This is a genomic window from Halorubrum persicum (assembly GCF_002727125.1).
Taxonomy (GTDB): Archaea; Halobacteriota; Halobacteria; order Halobacteriales; family Haloferacaceae; genus Halorubrum; species Halorubrum persicum.
The window spans coordinates 1-21,237 of sequence record NZ_NHOA01000043.1; the positions used below are offsets into that span (position 1 = coordinate 1).

The 21,237-nt window shown below is 70.2% G+C and carries 28 protein-coding genes and 1 tRNA gene; 15 read left to right on the top strand and 14 right to left on the bottom strand.

The window, feature by feature from the left end; translation table 11 throughout:
* Positions 1 to 46 precede the first annotated feature (46 nt).
* The 4 genes from DJ69_RS06745 to DJ69_RS06760 form a co-directional block, all read right to left on the bottom strand.
* Positions 47 to 589: a DUF2249 domain-containing protein gene (locus DJ69_RS06745; RefSeq protein WP_099254917.1), complete on the bottom strand. Its 543-nt coding sequence runs from the start codon at positions 587 to 589 to the stop codon at positions 47 to 49.
* A gap of 71 nt (positions 590 to 660) precedes the next feature.
* Positions 661 to 1,374, bottom strand: coding sequence for an alpha/beta hydrolase (locus tag DJ69_RS06750; protein ID WP_099254918.1), 714 nt, complete (start codon positions 1,372 to 1,374; stop codon positions 661 to 663).
* Entirely contained in the window at positions 1,371 to 2,369 is a 999-nt protein-coding gene (locus DJ69_RS06755; protein ID WP_099254919.1) for a VOC family protein, read from the bottom strand. The genes DJ69_RS06750 and DJ69_RS06755 overlap by 4 nt, the downstream gene beginning before the upstream one ends.
* Positions 2,370 to 2,432: 63 nt before the next feature.
* The gene (locus DJ69_RS06760; protein ID WP_099254920.1) at positions 2,433 to 2,798 is read right to left on the bottom strand and encodes a hypothetical protein; all 366 of its coding nucleotides are present in this window, start codon (positions 2,796 to 2,798) and stop codon (positions 2,433 to 2,435) included.
* Between the two features lie 111 nt (positions 2,799 to 2,909).
* On the opposite strand from DJ69_RS06760, the gene nth reads away from it, so the two are divergent.
* The 7 genes from nth to DJ69_RS06795 all read left to right on the top strand — a co-directional run bounded on the left by nth (position 2,910) and on the right by DJ69_RS06795 (position 8,290).
* Positions 2,910 to 3,593 carry an endonuclease III gene (gene nth, locus DJ69_RS06765; RefSeq protein ID WP_099254921.1) on the top strand — a complete coding sequence of 228 codons (684 nt, stop codon included), beginning with the start codon at positions 2,910 to 2,912 and terminating at the stop codon, positions 3,591 to 3,593.
* A gap of 176 nt (positions 3,594 to 3,769) precedes the next feature.
* A complete protein-coding gene (locus DJ69_RS06770) occupies positions 3,770 to 4,327 on the top strand; it encodes a DoxX family protein (RefSeq protein WP_099254922.1) in 558 nt (185 codons plus the stop codon).
* A 312-nt stretch (positions 4,328 to 4,639) separates the two neighbouring features.
* Positions 4,640 to 5,209, top strand: a complete 570-nt coding sequence (locus DJ69_RS06775; protein ID WP_245851550.1) for a hypothetical protein — start codon at positions 4,640 to 4,642, stop codon at positions 5,207 to 5,209.
* A gap of 229 nt (positions 5,210 to 5,438) precedes the next feature.
* Entirely contained in the window at positions 5,439 to 6,518 is a 1,080-nt protein-coding gene (locus DJ69_RS06780) for a glutamate--cysteine ligase (RefSeq protein WP_099254924.1), read from the top strand.
* Between the two features lie 105 nt (positions 6,519 to 6,623).
* A complete protein-coding gene (locus tag DJ69_RS06785) occupies positions 6,624 to 7,217 on the top strand; it encodes a winged helix-turn-helix domain-containing protein (RefSeq protein ID WP_099254925.1) in 594 nt (197 codons plus the stop codon).
* Between the two features lie 60 nt (positions 7,218 to 7,277).
* Positions 7,278 to 7,772, top strand: coding sequence for a phosphopantetheine adenylyltransferase (locus DJ69_RS06790; RefSeq protein WP_099254926.1), 495 nt, complete (start codon positions 7,278 to 7,280; stop codon positions 7,770 to 7,772).
* Positions 7,769 to 8,290, top strand: coding sequence for a hypothetical protein (locus DJ69_RS06795; RefSeq protein ID WP_099254927.1), 522 nt, complete (start codon positions 7,769 to 7,771; stop codon positions 8,288 to 8,290). Before DJ69_RS06790 ends, DJ69_RS06795 begins: the two co-directional genes overlap by 4 nt.
* Positions 8,291 to 8,299: 9 nt before the next feature.
* Here DJ69_RS06795 and DJ69_RS06800 read toward each other — a convergent pair whose 3' ends face one another.
* From DJ69_RS06800 to DJ69_RS06820, 5 genes are all read right to left on the bottom strand, one after another.
* Positions 8,300 to 9,742, bottom strand: a complete 1,443-nt coding sequence (locus DJ69_RS06800) for an FAD-dependent oxidoreductase (RefSeq protein WP_099254928.1) — start codon at positions 9,740 to 9,742, stop codon at positions 8,300 to 8,302.
* 80 nt (positions 9,743 to 9,822) lie between these two features.
* The gene (locus tag DJ69_RS06805) at positions 9,823 to 10,263 is read right to left on the bottom strand and encodes an RNA-binding protein (protein WP_099254929.1); all 441 of its coding nucleotides are present in this window, start codon (positions 10,261 to 10,263) and stop codon (positions 9,823 to 9,825) included.
* Between the two features lie 18 nt (positions 10,264 to 10,281).
* Positions 10,282 to 10,470: a DUF1918 domain-containing protein gene (locus DJ69_RS06810; protein WP_099254930.1), complete on the bottom strand. Its 189-nt coding sequence runs from the start codon at positions 10,468 to 10,470 to the stop codon at positions 10,282 to 10,284.
* Between the two features lie 101 nt (positions 10,471 to 10,571).
* Positions 10,572 to 11,153 carry a DUF7524 family protein gene (locus tag DJ69_RS06815; protein ID WP_099254931.1) on the bottom strand — a complete coding sequence of 194 codons (582 nt, stop codon included), beginning with the start codon at positions 11,151 to 11,153 and terminating at the stop codon, positions 10,572 to 10,574.
* 84 nt (positions 11,154 to 11,237) lie between these two features.
* Complete coding sequence (locus tag DJ69_RS06820; RefSeq protein WP_180271742.1) at positions 11,238 to 11,432, bottom strand: methytransferase partner Trm112; 195 nt, start codon at positions 11,430 to 11,432, stop codon at positions 11,238 to 11,240.
* A 133-nt stretch (positions 11,433 to 11,565) separates the two neighbouring features.
* On the opposite strand from DJ69_RS06820, the gene DJ69_RS06825 reads away from it, so the two are divergent.
* The 6 genes from DJ69_RS06825 (at position 11,566) to DJ69_RS17815 (ending at position 14,633) form a co-directional block, all read left to right on the top strand.
* Positions 11,566 to 11,844 carry a ribonuclease P protein component 4 gene (locus DJ69_RS06825; protein WP_099254932.1) on the top strand — a complete coding sequence of 93 codons (279 nt, stop codon included), beginning with the start codon at positions 11,566 to 11,568 and terminating at the stop codon, positions 11,842 to 11,844.
* A gap of 110 nt (positions 11,845 to 11,954) precedes the next feature.
* Complete coding sequence (locus tag DJ69_RS06830) at positions 11,955 to 12,944, top strand: class I SAM-dependent methyltransferase (RefSeq protein ID WP_099254933.1); 990 nt, start codon at positions 11,955 to 11,957, stop codon at positions 12,942 to 12,944.
* Positions 12,945 to 13,101: 157 nt separating this feature from the next.
* The gene (locus DJ69_RS06835; RefSeq protein ID WP_099254934.1) at positions 13,102 to 13,323 is read left to right on the top strand and encodes a hypothetical protein; all 222 of its coding nucleotides are present in this window, start codon (positions 13,102 to 13,104) and stop codon (positions 13,321 to 13,323) included.
* Positions 13,310 to 13,696 carry a peptide ABC transporter ATP-binding protein gene (locus tag DJ69_RS06840; RefSeq protein WP_099254935.1) on the top strand — a complete coding sequence of 129 codons (387 nt, stop codon included), beginning with the start codon at positions 13,310 to 13,312 and terminating at the stop codon, positions 13,694 to 13,696. The genes DJ69_RS06835 and DJ69_RS06840 overlap by 14 nt, the downstream gene beginning before the upstream one ends.
* A 609-nt stretch (positions 13,697 to 14,305) precedes the next feature.
* Positions 14,306 to 14,378 (top strand) — tRNA-Thr (locus DJ69_RS06845).
* Positions 14,379 to 14,501: 123 nt separating this feature from the next.
* A complete protein-coding gene (locus DJ69_RS17815; protein ID WP_144050396.1) occupies positions 14,502 to 14,633 on the top strand; it encodes a rubrerythrin-like domain-containing protein in 132 nt (43 codons plus the stop codon).
* An 8-nt stretch (positions 14,634 to 14,641) separates the two neighbouring features.
* Here the strand turns inward: DJ69_RS17815 and DJ69_RS06850 are convergent, their stop codons facing one another.
* The 3 genes from DJ69_RS06850 to proS all read right to left on the bottom strand — a co-directional run bounded on the left by DJ69_RS06850 (position 14,642) and on the right by proS (position 18,845).
* Positions 14,642 to 15,838, bottom strand: a complete 1,197-nt coding sequence (locus tag DJ69_RS06850; RefSeq protein ID WP_099254936.1) for a helix-turn-helix transcriptional regulator — start codon at positions 15,836 to 15,838, stop codon at positions 14,642 to 14,644.
* Between the two features lie 155 nt (positions 15,839 to 15,993).
* Positions 15,994 to 17,265, bottom strand: a complete 1,272-nt coding sequence (locus DJ69_RS19005; protein WP_099254937.1) for a hypothetical protein — start codon at positions 17,263 to 17,265, stop codon at positions 15,994 to 15,996.
* Positions 17,266 to 17,369: 104 nt separating this feature from the next.
* Positions 17,370 to 18,845: a proline--tRNA ligase gene (gene proS, locus DJ69_RS06860; protein WP_099254938.1), complete on the bottom strand. Its 1,476-nt coding sequence runs from the start codon at positions 18,843 to 18,845 to the stop codon at positions 17,370 to 17,372.
* 130 nt (positions 18,846 to 18,975) lie between these two features.
* Between proS and DJ69_RS06865 the strand changes: the two genes are divergently transcribed.
* On the top strand, positions 18,976 to 19,578 hold the full coding sequence (locus tag DJ69_RS06865; RefSeq protein WP_099254939.1) for an NUDIX hydrolase: 603 nt from the start codon (positions 18,976 to 18,978) through the stop codon (positions 19,576 to 19,578).
* Between the two features lie 24 nt (positions 19,579 to 19,602).
* On the opposite strand, the gene DJ69_RS06870 is transcribed toward DJ69_RS06865, so the two are convergent.
* Both DJ69_RS06870 and DJ69_RS06875 read right to left on the bottom strand, forming a co-directional pair.
* Complete coding sequence (locus DJ69_RS06870; protein ID WP_099254940.1) at positions 19,603 to 20,130, bottom strand: DUF371 domain-containing protein; 528 nt, start codon at positions 20,128 to 20,130, stop codon at positions 19,603 to 19,605.
* Positions 20,131 to 20,170: 40 nt separating this feature from the next.
* Positions 20,171 to 21,001 (bottom strand): amidohydrolase family protein, encoded by an 831-nt coding sequence (locus tag DJ69_RS06875; protein ID WP_099254941.1) that lies wholly within the window; start codon positions 20,999 to 21,001, stop codon positions 20,171 to 20,173.
* Positions 21,002 to 21,029: 28 nt separating this feature from the next.
* Between DJ69_RS06875 and DJ69_RS06880 the strand changes: the two genes are divergently transcribed.
* Positions 21,030 to 21,200 (top strand): N-acetyltransferase, encoded by a 171-nt coding sequence (locus tag DJ69_RS06880; protein ID WP_245851552.1) that lies wholly within the window; start codon positions 21,030 to 21,032, stop codon positions 21,198 to 21,200.
* The last annotated feature ends 37 nt before the right edge of the window (positions 21,201 to 21,237 follow it).

Here is a 21,237-nt window from a genome sequence, read left to right on the forward strand (position 1 = left end):
CGTTTTATCTACTCCCCCCAAAACCGACCCATGGAGACGACCCGCCTCACTCGTCCGTGGTCGGCGCCAGCACCACGAGCGCCGCGGCGTCCTCGGTCGCGGTCGGCTCGACCGCCGTCTCACCGTCGAATCGGACGATCTCGCCGGCCTCGACGGCGTGTTGTTCGCCGTCGAGTCGGAGCGCGAACGCCCCGCTCAACGCGTGGAACAGCACCGTCCGGTCGGGATGGGTGTGCTCGGGGACGCTCTCTCCGGCGTCCAGCGACAGCCGAACCGTCTTCGGCTCGCGTCCCGGGAAGACCGCCGCGTGCGGCTCGCCGTCGAGGCCCGCGAGCCGCACGGTCTCCGGACCGGACGCGGGCTCGACCTTCGGGAACTCGGCGACGAACCGAGACGCCTCCTCGCGCTCGACCGCGTAGCCGTCCGCGTCGAACGCGGGTTCCTCCGCCGCCAGCTCGCGGTAGAGCGGCGTCGGCTCGTGGTCGTTGACGACGGTGAGCGTCTCGCCGGGATCGAGGTCAGCAAACGCGGTGCGTATCCGGTCGTGTCGCTCGCTCGGCGGGAGCTGCCTGACATCGAGTTCGGACATCACGCGTCACTCGCCGTCCGGGGACGATGGGTCGTGTCGCGAACACGTTCGGCTCTCCCGCTCTCCGGCTCTCAGTCGTGGACGGCGGAGCTATCGCCGTCGTCGCCGTCACCGTCGACCAGCGCCGCGATCCGGTCGCCGATCCGCGCCATGGTCGCGTCCGAGAGCCCGTGGCCGTCGCCCTCGTCGATCCGGAGATCGACCGCCGCGCCGCCCCGGCGGAACGCCGCCGCGGTCGCGCGAACGCGCTCGGGCGGGACGTACGGGTCGCCCTCGCTGCTGTCGATCGCGACCGGCGTTCCCGCGAGCCCCCCGTTCTCCCCGTCGTCGGCCACCGAGCACGGGATCAGGTCGCCTCCCGGGAGCGCCGCGGAAACGACGAACGCGCCGCCGTACCGCCGCGGACGACGGCGGAGGAACTCGCTCGCGACGGCGCCGCCCTGCGAGACGCCGACGAGCACGACGCGCTCGGGCGGGATCCCGATCTCGGCGGCGGCGTCGACGGCCGCGGCGACGCAGTCGACCGCCGAGGTCAACGCCGGCTCGTTGGCGGCGATCGGTGCCTCATGGCCCGCCGGGAACCAGTTCGAGCGGACCGCGTTCGGGGCGATCAGCGCCGCGCCCGGCCGGTAGAACTCGTCGGCGAGGCGGAGCAGCCCGTCGGCGGTCCCGCCGCGACCGTGGACGAGCACGACCGCGACCGACGCGGCCGCGGCCGGGGCGCCGCCCGTCTCCAGCGTGGCGTCAGCGTGGGGGCCCTCGACGCCGGAGAGCGCCCGCGTCATCGTGGTCGGGAACGGTCGCCTTCGATGTCGAAGTCGGGGAGCTGGCTCTCGATGAGCTCGCGGTCGTCCTCGAACCGCGGCGGGAGGTACAGCTCCGTCGCGTGACCGGTCGCGTCGGGGTCGGCGAGCCCGGGACCCCGCGGCCCGTCGGGCGTCGGCGCCTCCGTCGCGAGCTCGACGAGGAGCCCGCCGGGGCCGCGCACGTACAGCGAGTGGAAGAAGTGGCGGTCCTTCACCCGCGACACGTCGTAGCCGCGCTCGCGGAAGAGGTCGTGCCAGTCGAGCAGCGCCTCGCGGTCGGGGACGCGCACCGCGGCGTGATGGAGCGCGCCCGGCCCCTCGCGGAGGTACGGCGCGTCCCGGTCGAGGAGGTCGACGACCGTCGCGCGGTCGCCCGGGGCGCGGTAGCGGATCCGGTCGCCGGCCTCCGCCTCGTACTCGAAGCCGAGCGTGTCGAGGACGCTCGCCGTCCCGTACGGGTCGGCGGGGAGCGCCGTGACGCCGTACAGCCCGCGGATCGCGGCCGATTCGGGGACCGAGTCGGCGTCCGCGGCCGCCTCCTCATCGCCGAGCCACGGGTCGCCGCCCGCGTCGCTCTCGACCAGTTCGACGCGGGTACCGGAAGGGTCGGCGACCGAGAGCGCGGCGTCGCCGAACCGATCGGACGCCGGGAGGTCCTCGACCGCGACACCCCGATCGGTCAGTCGGTCGCGCCAGTAGCCGAGCGAGTCGGGCGGGACCGCGAAGGCGACGGCGGCGTACCCGGGCTTCCCGGCGCGTCCGGAGTCGCCGTGAGGGTCCGGGAAGACGGTGAACACGGAGCCGGGCGAGCCCGTCGCGTCGCCGAAGTAGAGGTGGTGTTGGTGGATATCCTCGTAGTTCACGGTCCGGCGGAGCAGCCGGAGTCCGAGGGTCTCAGCGTAGAACGAGGCGTGAGCGCCGGCGTCGCCGACGATCCCCGTCACGTGGTGGAGGCCCGGGGTGTCCGAGAGCATGCCCGAACATGATCGCGCCGACGCAAACCGATGTCGGTGGGGACAGTCCGGGGTCGCGACGACTCACGCCATCAGCAGGAGCCGCATATTGCTCGCGGTGAGGTAGGTGCCGACGATCGTCAGCAGCACCGGCGGGAAGTAGTAGAGGAGACCGTCGCCATCGCGGGCGCCGCTGACGCTGATCCAGAGCATGACCAGGTAGACGGCGATCTTCAGGGCGACGAGGCCGCCGAGCCCGAACGAATCGAGCGCGAACGCGACCACCGGATTCGCCTCTTGAATCGTCGGCACGTACTCCAAGAAGGCGATCGTCGAGACCACGTCGCCGACGCCGTACGTCGCCGTCGCGGCGATCCACAGCCAGTAGAACTCCTGTGGCCGCTGGAGGTAGGCCGGGCGTCGGCGCCGTCGGTTTCGGGACCGGGACACGCCTCGACATGTCGAGGAGACGACCTGAATCTATCGGTTCGAAACGGGGGCGCGGGCCGAGAAGCGCGTCGTTTCCGGATCGTTCAATGGCGCCCGCGCGGAGGGATCGCTATGGGCACGCCACTGGAGCCGCGGGAGGAGCAGGTCGAGGAGGTCCTCGACCGGCTCTACGAGGAGTACCCCGATTCGACCATCTCGCTGAACTACTCGAACCGGCTTGAGCTGCTCATCGCCGTGATCCTCTCCGCGCAGTGCACGGACGAGCGCGTGAACGAGGTGTGCGCCGACCTGTTCGAGACGTACGAGACGCCCGAGGAGTACGCGAACGCGCCACAGGAGGAGCTCGCGGAGGCGATCAACTCGATCACCTACTACAACAGCAAGGCGGAGTACATCCGGTCGTCCTGCGCCGACATCGCCGAGAAGCACGGCGGCGAGGTTCCGGACACGATGTCGGCGCTGACCGATCTGGCGGGCGTCGGCCGGAAGACCGCCAACGTCGTGCTCCAGCACGGCCACGACGTTGTCGAGGGGATCGTCGTCGACACTCACGTCCAGCGGCTCACTCGCCGACTCGCGATCACGGAAGAGGAGAGTCCGACGAAGATCGAACAGGACCTCCTCGACGTGGTCCCCGAAGACGACTGGCAGCAGTTCACGCACCTCATGATCGACCACGGCCGCGCGACGTGCACCGCGATCAACCCGGACTGCGGCGACTGCGTGCTCGCGGACATCTGTCCCTCGGAGAAGGGCGACGGCGACGTGGACCTGGCGAGCGGCGAGGCGTGGTGAAACGGGCGACGCACGGGCAGCGTGGCCGAGAAGCGACGAGACGCGACGGTTCGGCTGAGTGGAGTATTTAAAGACCCAACCGACCGGGGGAAGTCGCCGATCCCTTCCACCGGAAAGGGAACTCGCTTCCGTGTTTATCACTGCAACCGGTGTATCCGTAAGTGAGGAGAAACACAATGTCCACAAAAACCACAAACGAGTTCGGCGGAGAGATCGGCGGCGTCACGCTTCTGGGCAAGGCCCACTCGCTGTCGGCGCTGTTCATCGTCATGCTCCGGGCGACGATCGGCGGGATGATCCTGTTTGCCGGACTCGGGAAGATCACCGGGGAGGCGTTCGACGCGAGCGGCTACCTCGTCCACGGCGTCGACGCGGCGAGCCCGGTGAGCGGGCTGTACGCCGCCATGGGCTCGACGGCGTGGTTCGTCGAGTTCGCGAACGTCTTCGTCCCGGCCACGCAGCTGCTCATCGGCATGGCGCTCATCGCCGGGGCGTTCGTCCGGCTGGCCGCGCTCGGCGGCGCGATGCAGATGACGCTGTTCTACCTCGGCGGGTGGAGCGGCGACGCGCTCGCGCTGTTCGACTCGACGCTGGTGTACGCGGTCGTGTTCCTCACGGTCGCCGCGTTCGGCGCTGGCCGCGTCCTCGGCCTCGACGCCTACATCGAGCGGCTCGAGGTGGGCGGGCAGGCGCTGGTCGAGAAGTTCCCGGTGCTCCGCTACGTCCTCGGGTGAACTGAGGCGCGTCGCGAGGGCGTCTGACAAGTGACCGCTCGTCGCCGGCTCGGTTTTCGCTACCTGTTGCGGGCTCGTTTTTCGCTGTCTGTCGTCAGCTCGCTTTTGCGCTGCCTGTCGTCAGTTCGTGTTCGGCTACCGCCTCCAGCCAGCCACCTCGCGCAGACACGGATTCGGTTCGGCGTGTCTGCCGAACCGGTCAACGGGCCGCAGCCGTCGACTCCGAGCGCGCCGGGTCACGGGCCGCGGCCCGTCGTCGACGTCGAGAGCGACAGGTAGGCACATAACCCGAGAGGCAGACGGGACGAGGTGATGACCCGCACTGAATCGCCCGGGGGCGATCGGAACGCCGACATCGATGACGTGCTGACCGAGTTGGACGAACTGGAGGAGATGGTCGACAAAGACGAGGAGTTACAGCAGGTCCGAGAGACCATGCGGACCGCGCGAAAGGTCCGTCCGAGCGGCGTCATCGGCCGATTCCGGACGCAGTTCGGCCTCCGTGACGCCGGCGAAGCGCTGGTGGGAAGTTTCGTCTTCGGCCTGCCGATGATCGTCGAGGACGGCGCGCTCGACATCGGCCGGTTCATCGCCGAGCGGCCGCTGGCTCTCGCCCTCACGCTCCTGTTCGGCGGGGCGGTCGTCTTCGGGATACTGCGCGCCGGCGAGTTCGAGCGCGTCGTCGAAGACCGGATCGGGGGCGTCGTTCCCCTGCGACCCGTCGCGATCGTTACCATCGCGAGCGGGTTGGCCGTCGCGTTGATGACCGGTTGGGGCCGGGTCTCGTGGAGCGAGCCGACGGTCGCGGGCGCACAGACGCTGCTGATCGCCATCGTGATGAGCGTCGGCGCCTCCGTCGGCGACATCCTCCCGGAGAACTAACTGCGGCGGGCCGGGGTGGCCGACCTCGGAGGCGTCCGCGCGGAGTGGGTGGAGTATCGCGGGACGGAGCGAAGGGGCGTGAAACGGCACAGAGCGAACGGGAGTGAAACGGAACAGAAGGGTGTGAAGTGGCGCAGATCTGCGGACCGTTTCGCGTTCGACGACGGCGTCACCGCGCCGCTTTCGGGTTCCAATCCATATAAGACCGCGCGGCCGGTACGGAGCGGTAATGGAACTCGGTTCGCGGGACGCGTTCGCTCGGATGGGGACCCTCGGCATCGAGGAGGAGTTCTACATCGTCGATGCCGACGGCCGCCCGACCTCGGGGACCGACGATCTCGTCTACGGCCGCGATCCGCCGGCTGCGGTGCCGGAGGGGTTCGACCACGAGCTGTTCAAATGCACCATCGAGGCGCAGACGGAACTGATCGAGGATCCGTCGAACGCGGGCGACGCCCTCTCGACGGTGCGGGAGGCGCTCGTCGACCACGCCGCCGCCGACGGCTACCGGATCGCGGCGGCGGGCCTCCATCCGGCGGCGAAGTGGCGCGAGCTGGATCACGCCGAGAAGCCGCGCTACCAGGCGCAGTTGGACCGGATCCAGTACCCGCAACACCGCAACACCACGGCGGGGCTCCACGTCCACGTCGGCGTCGACGACGCGGACAAGGCGGTGTGGATCGCCAACCGGCTCCGGTGGCACTCACCGATTCTGCTCGCGCTCTCGGCGAACTCACCGTTCTGGAACGGCTTCGACACCGGGCTCGCCTCGGCTCGGGCGAAGATCTTCGAGAACCTCCCGAACACGGGGATCCCGTCCGCGTTCGACGACTTCGACGCCTTCCAGCGCTACGAGCGCCGGATGGTCGAACGGGGCGCCATCTCCGACCGCGGCGAGCTCTGGTTCGACGTGCGCCCCCACACCGGCCACGGCACGGTCGAAGTGCGCGCGCCCGACGCCCAGCGCGACCCGGCGGTCACCCTCGCGATGGTCGAGTACGTCCACGCCCTCGTCGTCGACTACGCCGAGCGCTACGCGGACGGCGAGTCCCCGCCGACGCTCCGCCGAGAACTGTTAGACGAGAACAAGTGGCGGGCGATTCGGCGCGGCCACGACGCCTCCTTCATCACCCGAGACGGCGAGGAGACGGTCTCGCTTGGCGACGTGGTCGCCACCGAGTGCGATCGGCTCGGGATCGACGGGATCCGCGCGGTGTACGACGCCGAGAGCGGCAGTCGGCGCCAGCGCCGGCTCCGCGACGAGAGGGGCCTCGACGCGCTCTGCGAGGATCTCGTGTTGTCGCCGTAAGCGGGAGGGCAGGACGCGGTTCGTGTGAGCGGGAAGCCGGGACGCGTTCCGTTGGAACCGAAACGACGAGAAACGCTTTTGGGCGCGCGGACCCCAAATTCCGGTATGACTACAGACGATCACGGCGACGGCGCCGACGACGAGTCGCCGACCGATCGAACCCGCGAGGAGCTCCGGAAGACCAAGGAACGGCTCGGAGAGGGCGCGGACAAGGCCGTCAAGGGGTTCGACGACAACGTCGTCGACCTCCTGTCGTGGCTGCTCGACACCGAGACGCGCGCGCGGATCTACGTCTTCCTCCGCGACAACCCAAACAGCACGAGCGACGAGGTCGCCGACGGCACCGGCCTCTACCCGAGCACGGTCCGCGAGGCGCTCGCGGAGCTCCACGACGAGGGAACCGTCGAACGCGACAAGCGCGAGGCCAGCGGCGCCGGCAACAACCCCTACGAGTACGAGGCGATCGCCCCGAGCGAGCTGGTACAGGGCGTCGTCGGCGACGTGCAGCGGGAGCTCAACGCCGTGTTCAACCTCGATCGGCGGCTCGGCGGCGAGTCGCCCGACGGCGACGCGGAGCCGGTCCAGATATCTGTCGACGGCGACGACGGCGAAGTAGACGGCGACGGCGACGACGGCGAAGTAGACGGCAACGCCGACAGCGACGACGGCGAAGGAGACGCCGACAGCGACGACCGGTAGGGCGCACTCGTTCGCTCCCGCTTCGAGACGTTTTAAGTCCCGTCCGCGCAATCAGTGTGCATGAACGTCGCGCTGGGTGGTACGTTCGATCCCGTTCACGACGGCCACCGGAAGCTGTTCGAACGGGCGTTCGAGCTGGGTGACGTGACCGTCGGACTCACGTCGGACGAGCTCGCGCCGAAGACCCGCCACGTCGAGCGGTACGTCCGCCCGTACGACCGGCGCAAGCGCGACCTCGAAGCCGAGCTGTCCGGGCTCGCCGACGAACACGACCGCGAGTTCGAGGTCCGCAAGCTGACGGATCCGACCGGCATCGCGGTCGAGCCCGAGTTCGACGCGCTGATCGTGTCCCCGGAGACGAGAGACGGCGGCGACCAGATCAACGAGATCCGCCGAGAGCGCGGCCACGACCCCCTCGAACTCGTCGTGGTCGACCACGTCCCGGCCGAGGACGGCGAACGCATCTCCTCGACCCGGATCGTCGCCGGCGAGATCGACGAACACGGCAACCTCACCCCCGAACGGGAGGGGCGGGGCGCGACTCGCCTGGAATGACGACGGACGACGGATCCGGGCGCCGCGCCGCCCGCGTCGCGCTCGGTGAGACGGGGTTCGAACGCGCCGCCGTCTGGAGCGCGGTCGGCTTCGCGGTCTCCTACGTCGCCTTCGACGCGGTCTCGATCGCCACCGCGGCGGCGGCCTCGCTCGGTGCGACGGGCGTCCCGCAGAGCCTCGCCGCTCCCGTCGCCGGGGGGATAGCGGTCCTGACCGCGATCGGCGTCGCCGCCTTCGCCGCGGTCGGCGGGGGCGTGCTCCCCGCGGCCCTCCTCGCGTACGGCCCCTTTGCAGCGGTCCTCCTGCGGACGGTCGGCCCGGCGCCGTACACGCTCCCGTTCGCCGACCCCGTCCCCTTCCTCGCAGCGCTGATCGAGCCGCTGGGCGTCGCCTCGGCAGGCGCGGTCGCGGTCGGCGCCGCCGGCTACGCGGTCGGGCGCGTCGTCAGCGGAATCGGCGACGGTCCGACCGGGAGCGATTCGTCCCCCGCCGACGGAAGCGCAGGCGCGGACGACTGAGTCGCACCGTCAGTCGTCGTCGAGCGCGCCGTTGAGCACCTTCGCAGCGACGAGGATCGGGTCCCACACCGGCGAGAACGGGGGCGCGTACGCGAGGTCCAACCGCTCGACCTCCGGAACGGTCATGTCCGCCTCCAGCGCGGTCGCGAGCGTGTCGATCCGGATCGCGGCGCGGTCGGGGCCGACGATGCTCCCGCCGATGAGCCGCCCCGTGTCGCGGTCGGCGACGAGCGTCACGTCGGTCGGCGCCGCGCCGGGGTAGTAGCCGGAGCGCGAGCCGGCAGTCACCGTCTCGCGGACCGGGTCGAACCCCGCTTCGCGGGCCGCCGCCGCGTCGATCAGACCGACTCGGCCCGCCTCCATGTCGAACGCCTTCACGGCCGCGGTGCTGGCGATCTCACCCACCGGCGAGGGGTCGCCGGCGACCGTGGCACCGACCGCTCGGCCGGCCCGGTTGGCGGTGAGCCCGAGCGGCATCCACGCCTCCTCGCCCGTGACGGCGTGGATCGCGGTCGCGCAGTCGCCCGCGGCGTACACGTCGGGGAGGCTGGTCCGGCCGTACTCGTCGGTGCGGATCGCGCCGCCGGCGCCCAGGTCGACTCCCGTCCCGTTGAGGAGTTCGGTGTTCGGTTGGATCCCGACGCCGACGACCGCGAAGTCGACCGGGAGCGTCTCCACACCGTCCGCGCCGTCGAAGGCGATGCCCTCGATCCGGTCGTCGCCGACGAGCCCGTCGACGGGGGCGTCCGTGCGGACCGTCACGCCCTTCTCCGTCAGTTCGGTCTCGACGCGCTCGCCGACGGCTTCGCCGAAGTCCGAGAGGAGGTGTCCGGAGCGGTGGAAGAGATGTACGTCGAGCCCGCGCCCGACGAGCGCCTCGGCCATCTCGATCCCGACGTAGCCGCCGCCGACGATCGCCGCCGTTTCGGGGGCGGGCATCGAGGCGTTGCGGTCGACGCGCTCGCGGTCGACCGCGCTCACGTCGGCGCGGGCGGGGTCGTAGGCCTCCGGCTCGGCGATGTACGCGTCGATCGCGGCCGCGGCGTCCATGCTGTGGAGCGTGAAGGCGCCGTCGAGCCCGCGCACGTCGAAGGCGCCGGTCGACGCGCGGCCGCCCGTGGCGACGAGCAGGTCGCCGTAGCTCTGTTCAAGAGTGTCGCCCGCGGCGGTCTCGACGGTGACCGTGTTCGCGTCCGGATCGACGCCGACGACCTCGTGGCCGCGCCGGAGGTCGATCCCGCGCTCGTCGACCTCGCTCGGCGAGAGCGAGAGGAGGTTCGACATGCGCTCGATGAGCCCCTCGATGAAGTACGGCATTCCGCAGTAGGCGTACGAGATCCATCGTCCCTTCTCGAAGACGACGACCTCGCGGTCGGGCGCTTCGCGGCGACACTTGCTGGCCGCGCTCAGCCCGGCGGCGTCCGCACCGACGACGACGAACGGGTCGCTCATGGACGGGTCGACGGTAGGCGATGATAAAAATCCACGCCGACGGGGCGACGGGGGAACTCGGCTACCTGTGAGGAGCCCGGCTACGTGTCGTCGTCCCGCAGTCGCGACAGCGTCTCTCGGGCGTTCTCGACGGCGGCCTCCTTCTTCGCCGGGTACGCCTCGACCTTCGCGCGGACGGTGACTCCGGGGCCGAGCCGGACCTCGCCGCGAAACGCGGCCTGCTTGTCGACGCGGAGGAACAGCGCGCAGTTGTCGTCGACCCGCTGGTCGAGCTCGTCGATCACGCGGTCGACCTCGTCGAGCTCGGAGAGTCGGTCGAGGACGTGACGCATTCCGTCGGCGTTCTCGATGCGAGCCGAGAGCACGGCGATCCGGTCGCCGTGGTGACCGACGTTCTCGACGCGGTCCAGCTCGACGTCTTCGGGGAGGAACGTCCGGAGGGCGTCCGCGACCCGCTTTTCGTCCTCGGTGGCGTACGCGAACGCCCGGAGGTCGACGTAGTGGAAGGGGACTTTGGCCATGCGGGTCGGGAAAAGGAGTTACTCCTCGCTCTCGACGGCGTCGAGGGCGTCCTCGGGGACGCCGGTCTCCTGCCCGTCCTCGAAGCTGACCGTGTAGGTCGCGTCGCCGAACATCGTCTCCATCACCTGCGTGATCGTGCCCGCCTCACCGTCGTAGTCGCTGTGTTTGTCGTGGAGGACGACCTCGTCTTCCTTCTCGAAGCTCATGCGCGATCGTTCCGCTGGCACGGTTAAAAGCGCCCGGATTCGCGGCGATCGGCGGGAGCGGTCGGCGGCGAGGAGAACGCCACACCACCCGCCCGCTCCCGTCACCACGCCGCCAGAAGCACCGTTCCGATCGACACCATCAGCACGATGGCGACGACCGCGGTGACGATCGCACTGTCGAGCGCGAGCGCGACGGCGACGCCCGCGGCCAGCGCGAGGAACGCGGCGATCGCCCCGGGAACGCCGCCGCGCTCGATCAGCCGGTCGACCGCGTTCGCCGCGCGCTGCGAGGGCGGGACCTCCGGCGGGCGCTCCGGGGGTTTCGTGAACGCATCGTCGACCACGACCTCCTCGGGGACGGTCTCTTCGGGCGGTTCGAGCCGAAGGTCCACGTACCGGGTCTCCGAGCCGTAGCCGGTGACGATCTTCAGCTTTCCCCGAACCGGCTCCGACGCGTCGTCGACGGAGACGTGGACGTGTTTCGTGGCCTCGTCGTCGACGAAGTGGTTCGTCTCAGTCACCGAAGCGACCCGGTCGAGGTCGTCGTCGAAGTGCAGGTGGACGTGCGTAGAGCGGCCCGCGTTCTCGAGCGCGACGGCGAACGGGCCGGTCGTTTCGAACCGAGCGGGCGCCCGGATCGAGTGGACCGCGTCCCCGTTCAGTTCGACGGAGAGTGTCGACACGCTCGGGTCGACGCACTCACACTAAAAAAAGATGCAGTACGGAACGGGCGGTCGGCAGCCGGGGACGGGAGCGGCGTCTGCGCCCTACGCCGTCGCCTCCTCGCGCATGTCCGGCGGGAGGAGGTTCGGGATGCCGTCCTCGATCGGGTAGGCCTCGCCGCACTCGGTGCAGGTGAGCGTCCCCGCGAGGATCTCCTCGCCGTCCCGATCGTCGACGTCGAGGTCCAAGTCGGCCTTGTCGAGCGGGCAGCAGACGACGTCCATCAGGGATTCCTTCATGGCGCGTCGTTCGCGCGGACCGATAAAAAAGCGTGCGGGTTGGGGAGCGCGGCGACGGGGCGCGTTCCAGTCGCGTCCGGAGCGACGCTCCTCGATGGCAACGACTTTGCCGGTCGGTCACCCCCGGCGAGGTATGGGGATCCCGTCGGAACGGATCGACCGGCTGTTGACGCTCGCCCGCGAAGCCGTCGTCGACGGCGAATACGACCGCGCGCGGGAGTACGTCGCGCTCGCGCGGCGGATCGCGGAGCGGAACCGCTGTGGCGTCCCGGCCGAGTTCTCCCGGAAGACCTGCGACGACTGCGGCGTCTACCTCCGACCGGGGAAGACGAGCCGGGTCCGGCTCCGACCCGGCCGGGTGGTCGTCCGCTGTCGCGAGTGCGGAGCGACCGCGCGATACCCGTTCGACTGATTCGGCCCGACCTCGCGAAGCGCCTCCGGCCCCGAAGCGTCCTCGGCCACCGAAGGGCCACCGACCGCCAAAGCGTCAGCGTTTATGGCTCCCCCCGCGTTCCCGCGACAATGAGCGTTCCCTGCGTCGCGGTCGAGCGCGAGCGCGGCGAGACGGTCCGCGAGCGGCTCGCCGACGCCGACGCCCTCGACGGCGACCACGAGATCGCGGTCGACGGCGACACGATCTACATCCCCGTCACGGACCCCGACGCGGCTCCCGCCGACCTCGCCGCGACGATCGTCGAGCGCGACGCCGCCGAGCGCGACCGCCCGCGGACACCCGCCTCGATCCTCGGCTACGAGCCCTCGCTGGAGCGGCTCGGCGACATCGTCATCGTCGACGAGGACGACGACGAGCGCGCCCGCGAGATCGCCGAGGCGGTGATGGCCTCCGACGTGCCCTGCGAGACGGTGCTCAACCGGGCCTCCCCGATCGAGGGCGAACTGCGCGTCCGGCGCTGGGACGTGCTGGCGGGGAACGGCACCGAGACGGTCCACCGCGAGTACGGCCACGAGTTCCTGCTGGACGTGGCTGAGGTGTACTTCTCGCCGCGGCTCGCCACCGAGCGCCACCGCGTGATCGAGCAGGTCGGCTCCGACGAGACCGTCGTCGACATGTTCGCCGGCGTCGGGCCCTACGCCGTCCCGATGGCCGCCCGCGGCGCCGACGTAGTCGCCTGTGACCTCAACGAGCACGCGATCGAGTACCTCCGGGAGAACGCCGAGCGCAACGGGGTGGCGGACCGCGTGACCGCGATCGCCGGCGACGTGCGGGAGATCGCCGACGACCACGCCGGGAGCGCCGACCGACTCGTGATGAATCTCCCGCACTCCGCCGACGAGTTCCTCGACGCCGCCGTCCGGCTGGCGGGCGACGACTGTGTCGTCCACTACTACGACATCCAACACGAGGACGACCCGTTCGGCCCCGGTACGCGGGCGATCCGCGCGGTCGCCGGCGATGCGTACGACGTGACCGTCGAGACCGAACACGTCGTCCGGTCGTACGCCCCCCACGAGTACAACGTGTGTCTAGACGTCAGGCTGACGCGAGCCTGAAGCGCCGCCCCGCCGGTGTGCACTCCACCGTCGCCCGCACCTGCGAACAGTCACCGAACACCTCGAGAATCCGTGCGTCGGTGGTCCGTAAGGAGTGGCACGGGTGTAGTTTTGATAGAGTGACATCTTTATGCGACTGCAACCCGTGGTATCGTGTATGAGTGATAGCGCGGACCCCGAAGAGCGCATCGACGAGACGACGACGTGGCCGGACCTCGCCATCGGCCTCTACGATCGGCTGACGGGCCGCAACGCCGAGATCGTCTACGAGTTCGAGGAGATGACCGTCGATGTCCCGAGCGGCACCGGCGACGACGTCGAACACGCCAACTGGCGCCTCGACGGCACCGTTCGGGTCACGACCCGTGAACGAGACTGACGCGCGGGCACCGCTCTCAGTTACCACGGAGGACCTGACGCTTACCGTCGAGGGCGTCGATCTCGACGTTCGATCGACTGGAGACCGCCTGTTCGTCGAGGTGCAGACGGTCCGCGACGCGATCCGGGTCGCTCGGAGCCTGCCGGACGACGCTGACGCCGGTGGCTTCGCCGCGTTGTTGACCGGGACGGACCTCACCGCCGAGATCCGCGTCCGGGGGCGAACGGTCGCGCTCGTCGGCGCCGACGCCCGCCCAGGAGCGGTCTCCCGCGAGCTCGGGACCGCGCCGGCGGAGGTTCGACTCGCCGGAGGGTTCGGAGCCGCGGTGAGCGGGCTCTCGGCGGTCGTGAGCGCGCTCCGGCGGCGCTTCTAGGCGGGAGAACGCCTCGGCGGACTCTCCGCCTGATTCGGACGCCCCGCTCGCCGGCGACCGCTGGCGAGGTGGCGCGTCGGCATCGACAGCATGACCGCCGTCCCGACCCGGCAGCGGGTCGAGACGGCTACGGGCCCGTCACATGACAAGAGTCTACGGCCGTGGGGGGGTCGGGGCCAGAGGCGATTTCGCGCTTGGCACGTCGGAGACGTGAGGTACACGTCGGCCGTGTCGGATCACTGATAGTGGTGACAGTCGCGCCGGGTCGCGGTGGGGGTCGCGACCGGCGGGACGAGCGACGCCCGGTACGGGCTCCGACCGGGCAGACACCGTCGGGGGAGTTGATCCCCGCCATCACGGCACACGATCGGTGTGATCACGTCTCAGATGAAGTACGAACAAGTATATATGCTTTTTCCTTATATTCCTGTGGCGATCGCTTACTATGCACCGTATTCCAACCGATAACCAGTGTATTTCAAAACGAACGCGAACTCTGGTCCGGTCGCGATCGACGGGCCGGAACCGGGAGATGTCGCGTGATCTCGCGGACCGTGGCGTCGCGGTTTCGGAACCCTTATTTTTCCGTTCGGGAATGGTTAGATGCGCGCCGGGGTAGCTCAGCTGGCAGAGCGATTCCTTCGTAAGGAATAGGTCGAGGGTTCAAATCCCTCCTCCGGCTTTTCTGTCCGGTTCGCGTCTCTCGCCGAACCGATCGTTCGTTCACAGAGCGTCCGGTGTCTGATTATACTCTGTAAAGAATATTAGGGTCGTTTCTATGACACTCGGTATCGTATGTCATCATATGCGACCAGAACCAGAGGTGAGCGGTCAAGAACTGTACGAGTGTTTCAAATGCGGTGCGCGCTCGGAGACGAGCGGCACCTGTGAGTGCGGCGGCGACCTCCAACATCTCGGGCGGTCACGAGATCTGTAACGAGAGCGCTACTCCTCGTCGTCGTCGCTCTCGGTCTCCTCGCCGGCGTCCGCCGCCGCGTCGTAGTCGGGGAGCGAGAGAACGTTCTCTCGCCCGAGCCGGAACCCGTCGAGGTCGTCCTCGTCGCGGAGCCCCGTCACCACCTGGCTCGTCTTGGCGGCGGTCCAGTCGAGCTCCTCGGCGACCTGCTTCTGTTTCATCCGCCCGCCGTTGGCTTCGATGAGCCGGAGCACCTGCTCCTCGTTGCTCAACAGGTTGTCGTTGATCGGCGGCGCCGAGTCGGCGTCGGCCTCGCCTTCAGCCCCGCTCTCGTCGCGCTCGGTTCCATCCTCGGAGCCGTCGTCTCCGCCGGCATCGGTCGCGGCCGTCGCGGCCGCCGCGCCCTCGGAGGCCTCCGCGTCGTGCTCGTCGCCCGAATCGGTCGCCGCCGAGTCAGCCGTCGCGGTCGGCGCGTCCGACGAGCGTTCGGGCTCCGACCCGCCCCACGGTCGGCGCCGGTAGCCGACGACCGCGACGACCGCCGCGAGGAGTCCGACCGCGGCGAAGACGAGCGGGCCGGCGGCGCGGCCCTCCGGCTCGATCGCCACGCGCGGCTGGCCTTCCGTGAAGTCGACCGGCCCCTGCCAGACGACCGCGCTGTCGCGGGTCTCGGTCGGCGTTGGCGACGCGTCGCCGAGCCGGTAGCCCTCCTCCCACGAGACGATGAGCGACGTGGTTTCGTCGAGGAACAGCGCGTCGATCGCGTCGCCGACGACGAGTCGGTCCCCGTCGACGGCCGCGAAGTTGCTCCACTCGAACCGGTACGTGAGCACGCCGTACGACTGCGGGAGTTCGCGCCGCTCGGCGGTCACCGTGACGTTCGTGACGTTCATCTCCCGGCCCGTCGCGTTCTCGGCGGTGGCGGCCGTCGCGCGCATGCGCTCGCCGAACCGCCCCGTGTACGCGTCCGGGTCCGACTCCACGTCCGTTCGGAGTTCCTCGAAGGCCTGCTCTTCGTCGTCGTTCGCGAGCCGGACGCGGTACTGCGTCTCCCAGACGGCGTCGCCGTCGGGTTCGACGGTGGCCTCGATCAGGATGTCGTCCGGGCTGACATCCATCTGTCCGAAGCCGCCGGCGGGGACACCGGCCCCGCTCTGTGCGGCTCCGATCGACGCGAAGCCCGCGCAGGCGACGACCGCGACGACGAGGAGCACCGTTCGCTGCACGGACGGATAGTTACGAGGCTCCGATAAATCGCTTCCCATCTCAGGAGTGCGGACGGTCGTGAGGCCGGCCCCCGCGCGATCCTCCGATTGGGCGCGGGTGACTGCCGATTCGCTCGCTCGCGGTCATCCCGCGGCGGGACCCGATCGACCCGCGCCTATCCATCGATACCGACGACGCGTCTGAGGAAGTCCGCCCCGTCCGTCAGCGGCCCGGCGAGACGCTCTGTGACCGGACCGACGGCGATCACGGTGTCGGTGCCGGAGTCCCGTCCGTTGCCGCCTGATCGGTCGCTGCCGTCAGCGCCGGGACCGTTCCCGGTACCGCCCGATCGGTCGCCGCCGTCAGCACTGGGACCGTCCCCGGTACCGCCCGATCGGTCGCCGCCGTCAGCGCCGGGGGTGCTCTCGCTCCCACTCGGTCCGTCCTCGCCGTCGCCGCCGTTAGCGCCGTCTCCGCCATCAGCGCCGTCTCCGCCATCAGCGCCGTCTCCGCCATCAGCGCCGTCCCCGCCGGGCGCGGACGGGTCGTCGCGCGGGCTCGTCGCGTTCCCGTCACCGCTTCCGACCCCCTGACCGGCGCCGCTGCGCCCGTTCGCGCCGTCTCCGTCCTCGCCCGTCGGATTCCGGACCGCATTCGTCGAGTCGTCGGTGGCGTTGCCGTCGGCGTCAGTCCCGTTGCCGCGGTCCCCCGGTCCGTTGCCGGCTCCCGGTCCGTCGCCTGGACCCGAACGGTCGTCAGCTCCCGGTCCGCCCCCGCGCTGGGGGCCCTCACCGGCGCCCGCGCCGTCCGGCGGACCGCGTCGGTCGGACGCCAGCGGACCGCCCACGCCGTTGCCGGCGACGCCGCGAGCGATGGCCGCGACCTCGGGGCCGCTCGCCTCGCTCGCCCGCTCGCGGAGCTCAGTGATCCGCTCCTCGTTGAGCCCGCGGTTCGCTCTCGCCGCCTCCGGGAGGTCGCGGGCGACAACGGCGCTCCGGTTCGCCTCGCGCTTGATCGTCTCGGCCCGAGCGCTCGTCTCCGCCATGCGGGCGGCGAACGCGCCCTGACTCAGCTCGCCGGCCTCGCGGCGGTCGCGGAGCTCCCGCTGGCGCCGCTCGATTTCGGACAACCGCTCCGCCGTTCCGTTCAGCCGCCCGGCGACCAGCGCGGCCCGCTCGTCGGGCGCCTCCGTCCGGTTGAGCGCGACCTCGAACGCGCGGGAATCGACCTCGCCCGAGATCTCGGCCTGCTGGACCCCGATCACGCCGGAGAACCGCTCTCCGGGGCTGATGTCGGTCCCGTTCGCCGTCTCGTTGCCCCCGTCCGTCCCGTTCGTCGCCACCGGGTCGTCCTGCGCGACTGCGGTCCCGACCGGACCGGCTGCGGCGAGTCCGGCCACGCCGACCAGCACGACCGCGACGGCGACGAGCGCGATCCTCCGATTCATTACCTGACGGTACGCGACGTATCCGTATATATACCCATCTCCGTTAAGCCGGATCAACGCGGATTAAACGCGAGACTGCGAGGGGGAGGCTCTCCCGCCCGGCGTCAGTACGACTTCGCGAAGTACGCCGTCCGCTCGGCGTCGTCGTCGCAGATCGCGCAGGTCTCGTCGTGGTCTCCCTCGGCGAGGGGGTCCTCCTCGTCGAACGGGACCATCACGATCTCGGCGGCCATCGGCTCCTTGATCGGCTCTTCGCAGTCCTCGTCGCCGCACCACGGCGCCTTCACGTAGCCGCCGTGCTGGCCCAGCGTACCGAGGATGTCGGCGCGGTCGTCGGCCTCCCGCACCTCGCCGTCGAGGGTCTCCTCGGCGGCGGCGTACAGCTTCGCGTACACCTCGTCGAAGTGGTCGTGGACCGTCTCGACGACCCCGTCGCGCTCCTCGACGACGCTCTCACCGTCGGGACGGTGGACGAGGGTGAGCTCGCCGTCCTCCACCTCGTGGGGACCGATCTCGATCCGGAGCGGGACGCCGTTGAGCTCGTGTTCGTTGAACTTGAAGCCGGGGTTGCGCTCGTCGCGGTCGTCGAGTTCGACGCGGATCCCCGCGTCGTCGAGGTCGTCGGCGACGCCCTGAGCGTACTCCAGCACGTCGTCTTTCGTGTCCTCCTGCCAGATCGGGACGACGACGACCTGCTCGGGGGCGACGCCGGGCGGGAGCACGAGCCCCTGCTCGTCGGAGTGCGTCATGATCAGCGCGCCGAGCGCGCGCCACGAGAGCCCCCACGAGGTGGTGTGAGCGAGCCGCTCTTCCTCGTCCTCGTCGGAGAAGGTGATGTCGAACGCCTCGGCGAACGACTGCCCGAGGTGGTGGGAGGTACCCGCCTGCACCGACTTCCCGTCGGGCATCAGCGCCTCGACGGTCGTGGTCGTCTCCGCGCCGGGGAACTTGTCGTGGTCGGGCTTTTGGCCCTTCAGCACGGGCATCGCCAGGAGGTCCTCGTAGACGGAGGCGTACTGGTCGAGCCGCGTCATCGTCTCCTCCCAGGCGTCTTCGGCGCTCGCGTGGGCTGTGTGGCCCTCCTGCCAGAGGAACTCCTTCGTGCGGAAGAACGGCTTCGTCTCCGTCGCCTCCCAGCGCACGACCGAGCACCACTGGTTCACGCGCAGCGGGAGGTCGCGGTGGCTCCGGACCCACTGGCTGATGTACGGGGTGATGATCGACTCGGAGGTCGGGCGGACCGCGAGCCGCTCGTCGAGCTCCTTGTTGCCCGCCTCGGTCACCCACGCGACCTCGGGGTCGAACCCTTCGACGATGTCCTTCTCCCGTTCGAGGTACGACTCGGGGATGAACATCGGGAAGTAGGCGTTCTGGACGCCCGTGTCCTTGAACTTCGCGTCGAGGAACCCCTGCAGTCGCTCCCACACGGCGTACGCGCGCGGACGGGTGACGATGAAGCCGCTCATCCCCTCGGGGCCGTAGTCCGCCAGCCCCGCCTTCTGTACGACCTCGGCGTACCACTCGCCGGTGTTGTGTGACTTGGACTCGGTGATCCCGAGCTCCTGGTCGTCGTCGCTCATTGTCCAGTGAAGGGTGGGTCGCGTGCTTAAAACGTCCGAAGCCGCGCGGCCGGGGGACGCCCTCGACGGGTCGTTTCAGACCGCCGGAACACGGAGAAACGTTAACCCCGCCCGAGCGCCTACGGCCGACATGGACCTGACGGGGCTCCGCCGACACACGCCCAACGAGGTGACCCGAGCGCGTCGCGAGGCGGCCGTGCTGGCACCGGTCATCAAGCGGGGCGGCGAGGCCCACATGCTGTTCACCAAGCGCGCGGCCCACCTTGGGAGACACCCCGGACAGATGAGCTTCCCCGGCGGCGGCCGCGAGCCGATCGACCGCACCCTGACGGACACCGCGCTCCGCGAGGCCAACGAGGAGGTCGGCATGCGGGCCGACGAGGTCGACGTCGTTGGGCGGCTCGACGACACCCGGACCTCCTCCGCCTACCGGATCCGCCCCTTCGTCGGAGTCGCGCCCGACCGCGAGTACGTCCCCGACGAGTCGGAGGTCGCCGAGGTGGCCGTGCTGCCCGTCAGCGGGCTGACCGACCCCGCGAACTACGAGACGGAGCGTCGCACGGGTCACCCGGAGTACGGCGATCACCGCATCCACTTCTTCCACGTCGACGGCTACACCGTCTGGGGCGCGACCGGCCAGATGGTCGTGCAGCTGCTGGAACGGACGACCGACTGGCGCGCGCCCGAGGAGGTCGATCGCGTGGTCGGCGCAGACGCGGAGCTTCCGATCTGAGACCGAGAGCGGCGTCCCGCCCGGTCAGTCGGCGGACTCGACTGCCAGCCGCAGCGCGACCGGCGCGCCCTCGGCGAGCGCGGCCACGAGGTCCCGGTCGAGATCCGCGGCGGCGCCGTCGCCGTCGACGAAGATCGTGCGCTCGTCGTCGGTGTAGTCGCTGGTCCGCCCGACCATCGACCGATCGTCGAGGAGCGTGAGGTCGGGGTCGCCGCGGCCGACGATCTCGTCGACGTGGGCGGGGGAATCGATGTCGACCGCGTCGTCGGTCGGCTCGCCGACGGCGACCGTCGCCGTGATCGTCGCGGTCGCGTCCCGACACGCGTCGCGGAACGCGGCGGAGAACTCGCGCGGCGTGCGGTCGGCCTCGACGCCGACGATGCAGTCGCCGGCGGGGGTGAGCCAGTCGTCGGTCGTGAGCTCGAGGGTGCTCGCGTGCTCGGCCGTGACGTGCTCGTGGCCGACGGCGCGGACGACCTCGACGAGAGCGTCGTCGCCGGGGTCGCCCGCGGACTCGGCGTCGTTCGGACCGGCGTTCTCGGCGTCGCTCATGCAACCTCGGTCCGCGACCCCGCGCCAAGTGCCCGTCGCTTCAGACGTCGGCCCCCTCGGCGAGCGCGGGGATCAGCCGGGCGGGGTTCTTCGCGAACACGCGGCGCATCAGATCCTCGGAGACGTCGAGGGTGAGCACCTCCATCACGCCGACGTTCGGATGCACGTCGGGCGCGCCGGAGCCGAAGAGGACGCGGTCGGGGTGTTCCAAAACTCCCCGCTCGAGCACCTCCCGATACCGCACGGCGCTTGTCTCGACGTACAGTCGGTCGTACTCCGCCAACAGGTCGAGGGTCTCGTTCATCAGGTCGGCGTCAAGGGGGTAGCCGCCGAAGCTGGCGAGCACGATCGATATGTCGTAGTCGAGCAGTTCGCGCTCGACCGCCGCGGGCGGGAACTCCGTGCCGGCGTGGACGATCACCGGGAGATCCGCGGCCTCCAGCCGGGTGAGCACGTCCTCGTTCGGGAGCCCGTCGACGTGCGGGACGAGGGTGAACCCGTGGAAGCGGTCGTCGTAGGAGTACTGCTCGACATCGTCCGGGCGCGCGTGGTGGTCGTCGCGCTCGGCGCGGAGGTTCCTGACCGCGGAAACGGGACCGCTTCCCGGATCTCGAGGGCCGTTGAGCCGCGCGAACGCGACGAACGGCCGGTCGATCGAGAGCCGCGCGACGGCGTTGTTCGCCCGGAGGTAGCTCTGTTCGGGCGCGCGCCGCCCCGGGCTCGCGACCGCGCGGACGACGCCGGCCTGCAGCATCTCACGTTCCAGCAGCTCGGGAGAGATGTCCCGCCCGTGGGTCGCTACCGACGACTCGTCGGGGTCGAGCGTCGCGCGGGTGTCGACGATCCGGAAGTCGTGCTCCAGCCCGAGCATCTACCGGCCAGTCTCGGGCGATCCGCATGTGCCTGTCGGTCGCACGGCGGTCGTCGAACGGGTCGAAGAGCTGGCCCGCGAGGCCGACCGTGACTCCCTCACCGCCTCCTGCGAGTGGCGCAACGACGGCGCGCGACGCTTCTACCGCGGCGCGGGCTTCGAGCCGAAGCCGGTGACGTACGCGCGACCGCCGGAGTGAGTCGGGGTCCGCCGACGGCGACACCCGCCGCAGCCCC

Coding starts and splice junctions, on each gene's coding strand:
- DJ69_RS06830 (WP_099254933.1), top strand. CDS start 11,955: ATGAGCGTTCCCTGCGTCGCGGTCGAGCGCGAGCGCGGCGAGACGGTC.
- DJ69_RS06750 (WP_099254918.1), bottom strand. CDS start 1,374: ATGACGCGGGCGCTCTCCGGCGTCGAGGGCCCCCACGCTGACGCCACG.
- DJ69_RS06790 (WP_099254926.1), top strand. CDS start 7,278: ATGAACGTCGCGCTGGGTGGTACGTTCGATCCCGTTCACGACGGCCAC.
- DJ69_RS06745 (WP_099254917.1), bottom strand. CDS start 589: ATGTCCGAACTCGATGTCAGGCAGCTCCCGCCGAGCGAGCGACACGAC.
- DJ69_RS06775 (WP_245851550.1), top strand. CDS start 4,640: ATGACCCGCACTGAATCGCCCGGGGGCGATCGGAACGCCGACATCGAT.
- DJ69_RS06870 (WP_099254940.1), bottom strand. CDS start 20,130: ATGAGCGACGCCGAGAACGCCGGTCCGAACGACGCCGAGTCCGCGGGC.
- DJ69_RS06875 (WP_099254941.1), bottom strand. CDS start 21,001: ATGCTCGGGCTGGAGCACGACTTCCGGATCGTCGACACCCGCGCGACG.
- DJ69_RS06800 (WP_099254928.1), bottom strand. CDS start 9,742: ATGAGCGACCCGTTCGTCGTCGTCGGTGCGGACGCCGCCGGGCTGAGC.
- proS (WP_099254938.1), bottom strand. CDS start 18,845: ATGAGCGACGACGACCAGGAGCTCGGGATCACCGAGTCCAAGTCACAC.
- DJ69_RS06785 (WP_099254925.1), top strand. CDS start 6,624: ATGACTACAGACGATCACGGCGACGGCGCCGACGACGAGTCGCCGACC.
- DJ69_RS06825 (WP_099254932.1), top strand. CDS start 11,566: ATGGGGATCCCGTCGGAACGGATCGACCGGCTGTTGACGCTCGCCCGC.
- DJ69_RS06795 (WP_099254927.1), top strand. CDS start 7,769: ATGACGACGGACGACGGATCCGGGCGCCGCGCCGCCCGCGTCGCGCTC.
- DJ69_RS06780 (WP_099254924.1), top strand. CDS start 5,439: ATGGAACTCGGTTCGCGGGACGCGTTCGCTCGGATGGGGACCCTCGGC.
- DJ69_RS06755 (WP_099254919.1), bottom strand. CDS start 2,369: ATGCTCTCGGACACCCCGGGCCTCCACCACGTGACGGGGATCGTCGGC.
- DJ69_RS06810 (WP_099254930.1), bottom strand. CDS start 10,470: ATGAGCTTCGAGAAGGAAGACGAGGTCGTCCTCCACGACAAACACAGC.
- nth (WP_099254921.1), top strand. CDS start 2,910: ATGGGCACGCCACTGGAGCCGCGGGAGGAGCAGGTCGAGGAGGTCCTC.
- DJ69_RS19005 (WP_099254937.1), bottom strand. CDS start 17,265: ATGAATCGGAGGATCGCGCTCGTCGCCGTCGCGGTCGTGCTGGTCGGC.
- DJ69_RS17815 (WP_144050396.1), top strand. CDS start 14,502: ATGCGACCAGAACCAGAGGTGAGCGGTCAAGAACTGTACGAGTGTTTC.
- DJ69_RS06805 (WP_099254929.1), bottom strand. CDS start 10,263: ATGGCCAAAGTCCCCTTCCACTACGTCGACCTCCGGGCGTTCGCGTAC.
- DJ69_RS06820 (WP_180271742.1), bottom strand. CDS start 11,432: ATGAAGGAATCCCTGATGGACGTCGTCTGCTGCCCGCTCGACAAGGCC.
- DJ69_RS06770 (WP_099254922.1), top strand. CDS start 3,770: ATGTCCACAAAAACCACAAACGAGTTCGGCGGAGAGATCGGCGGCGTC.
- DJ69_RS06865 (WP_099254939.1), top strand. CDS start 18,976: ATGGACCTGACGGGGCTCCGCCGACACACGCCCAACGAGGTGACCCGA.
- DJ69_RS06835 (WP_099254934.1), top strand. CDS start 13,102: ATGAGTGATAGCGCGGACCCCGAAGAGCGCATCGACGAGACGACGACG.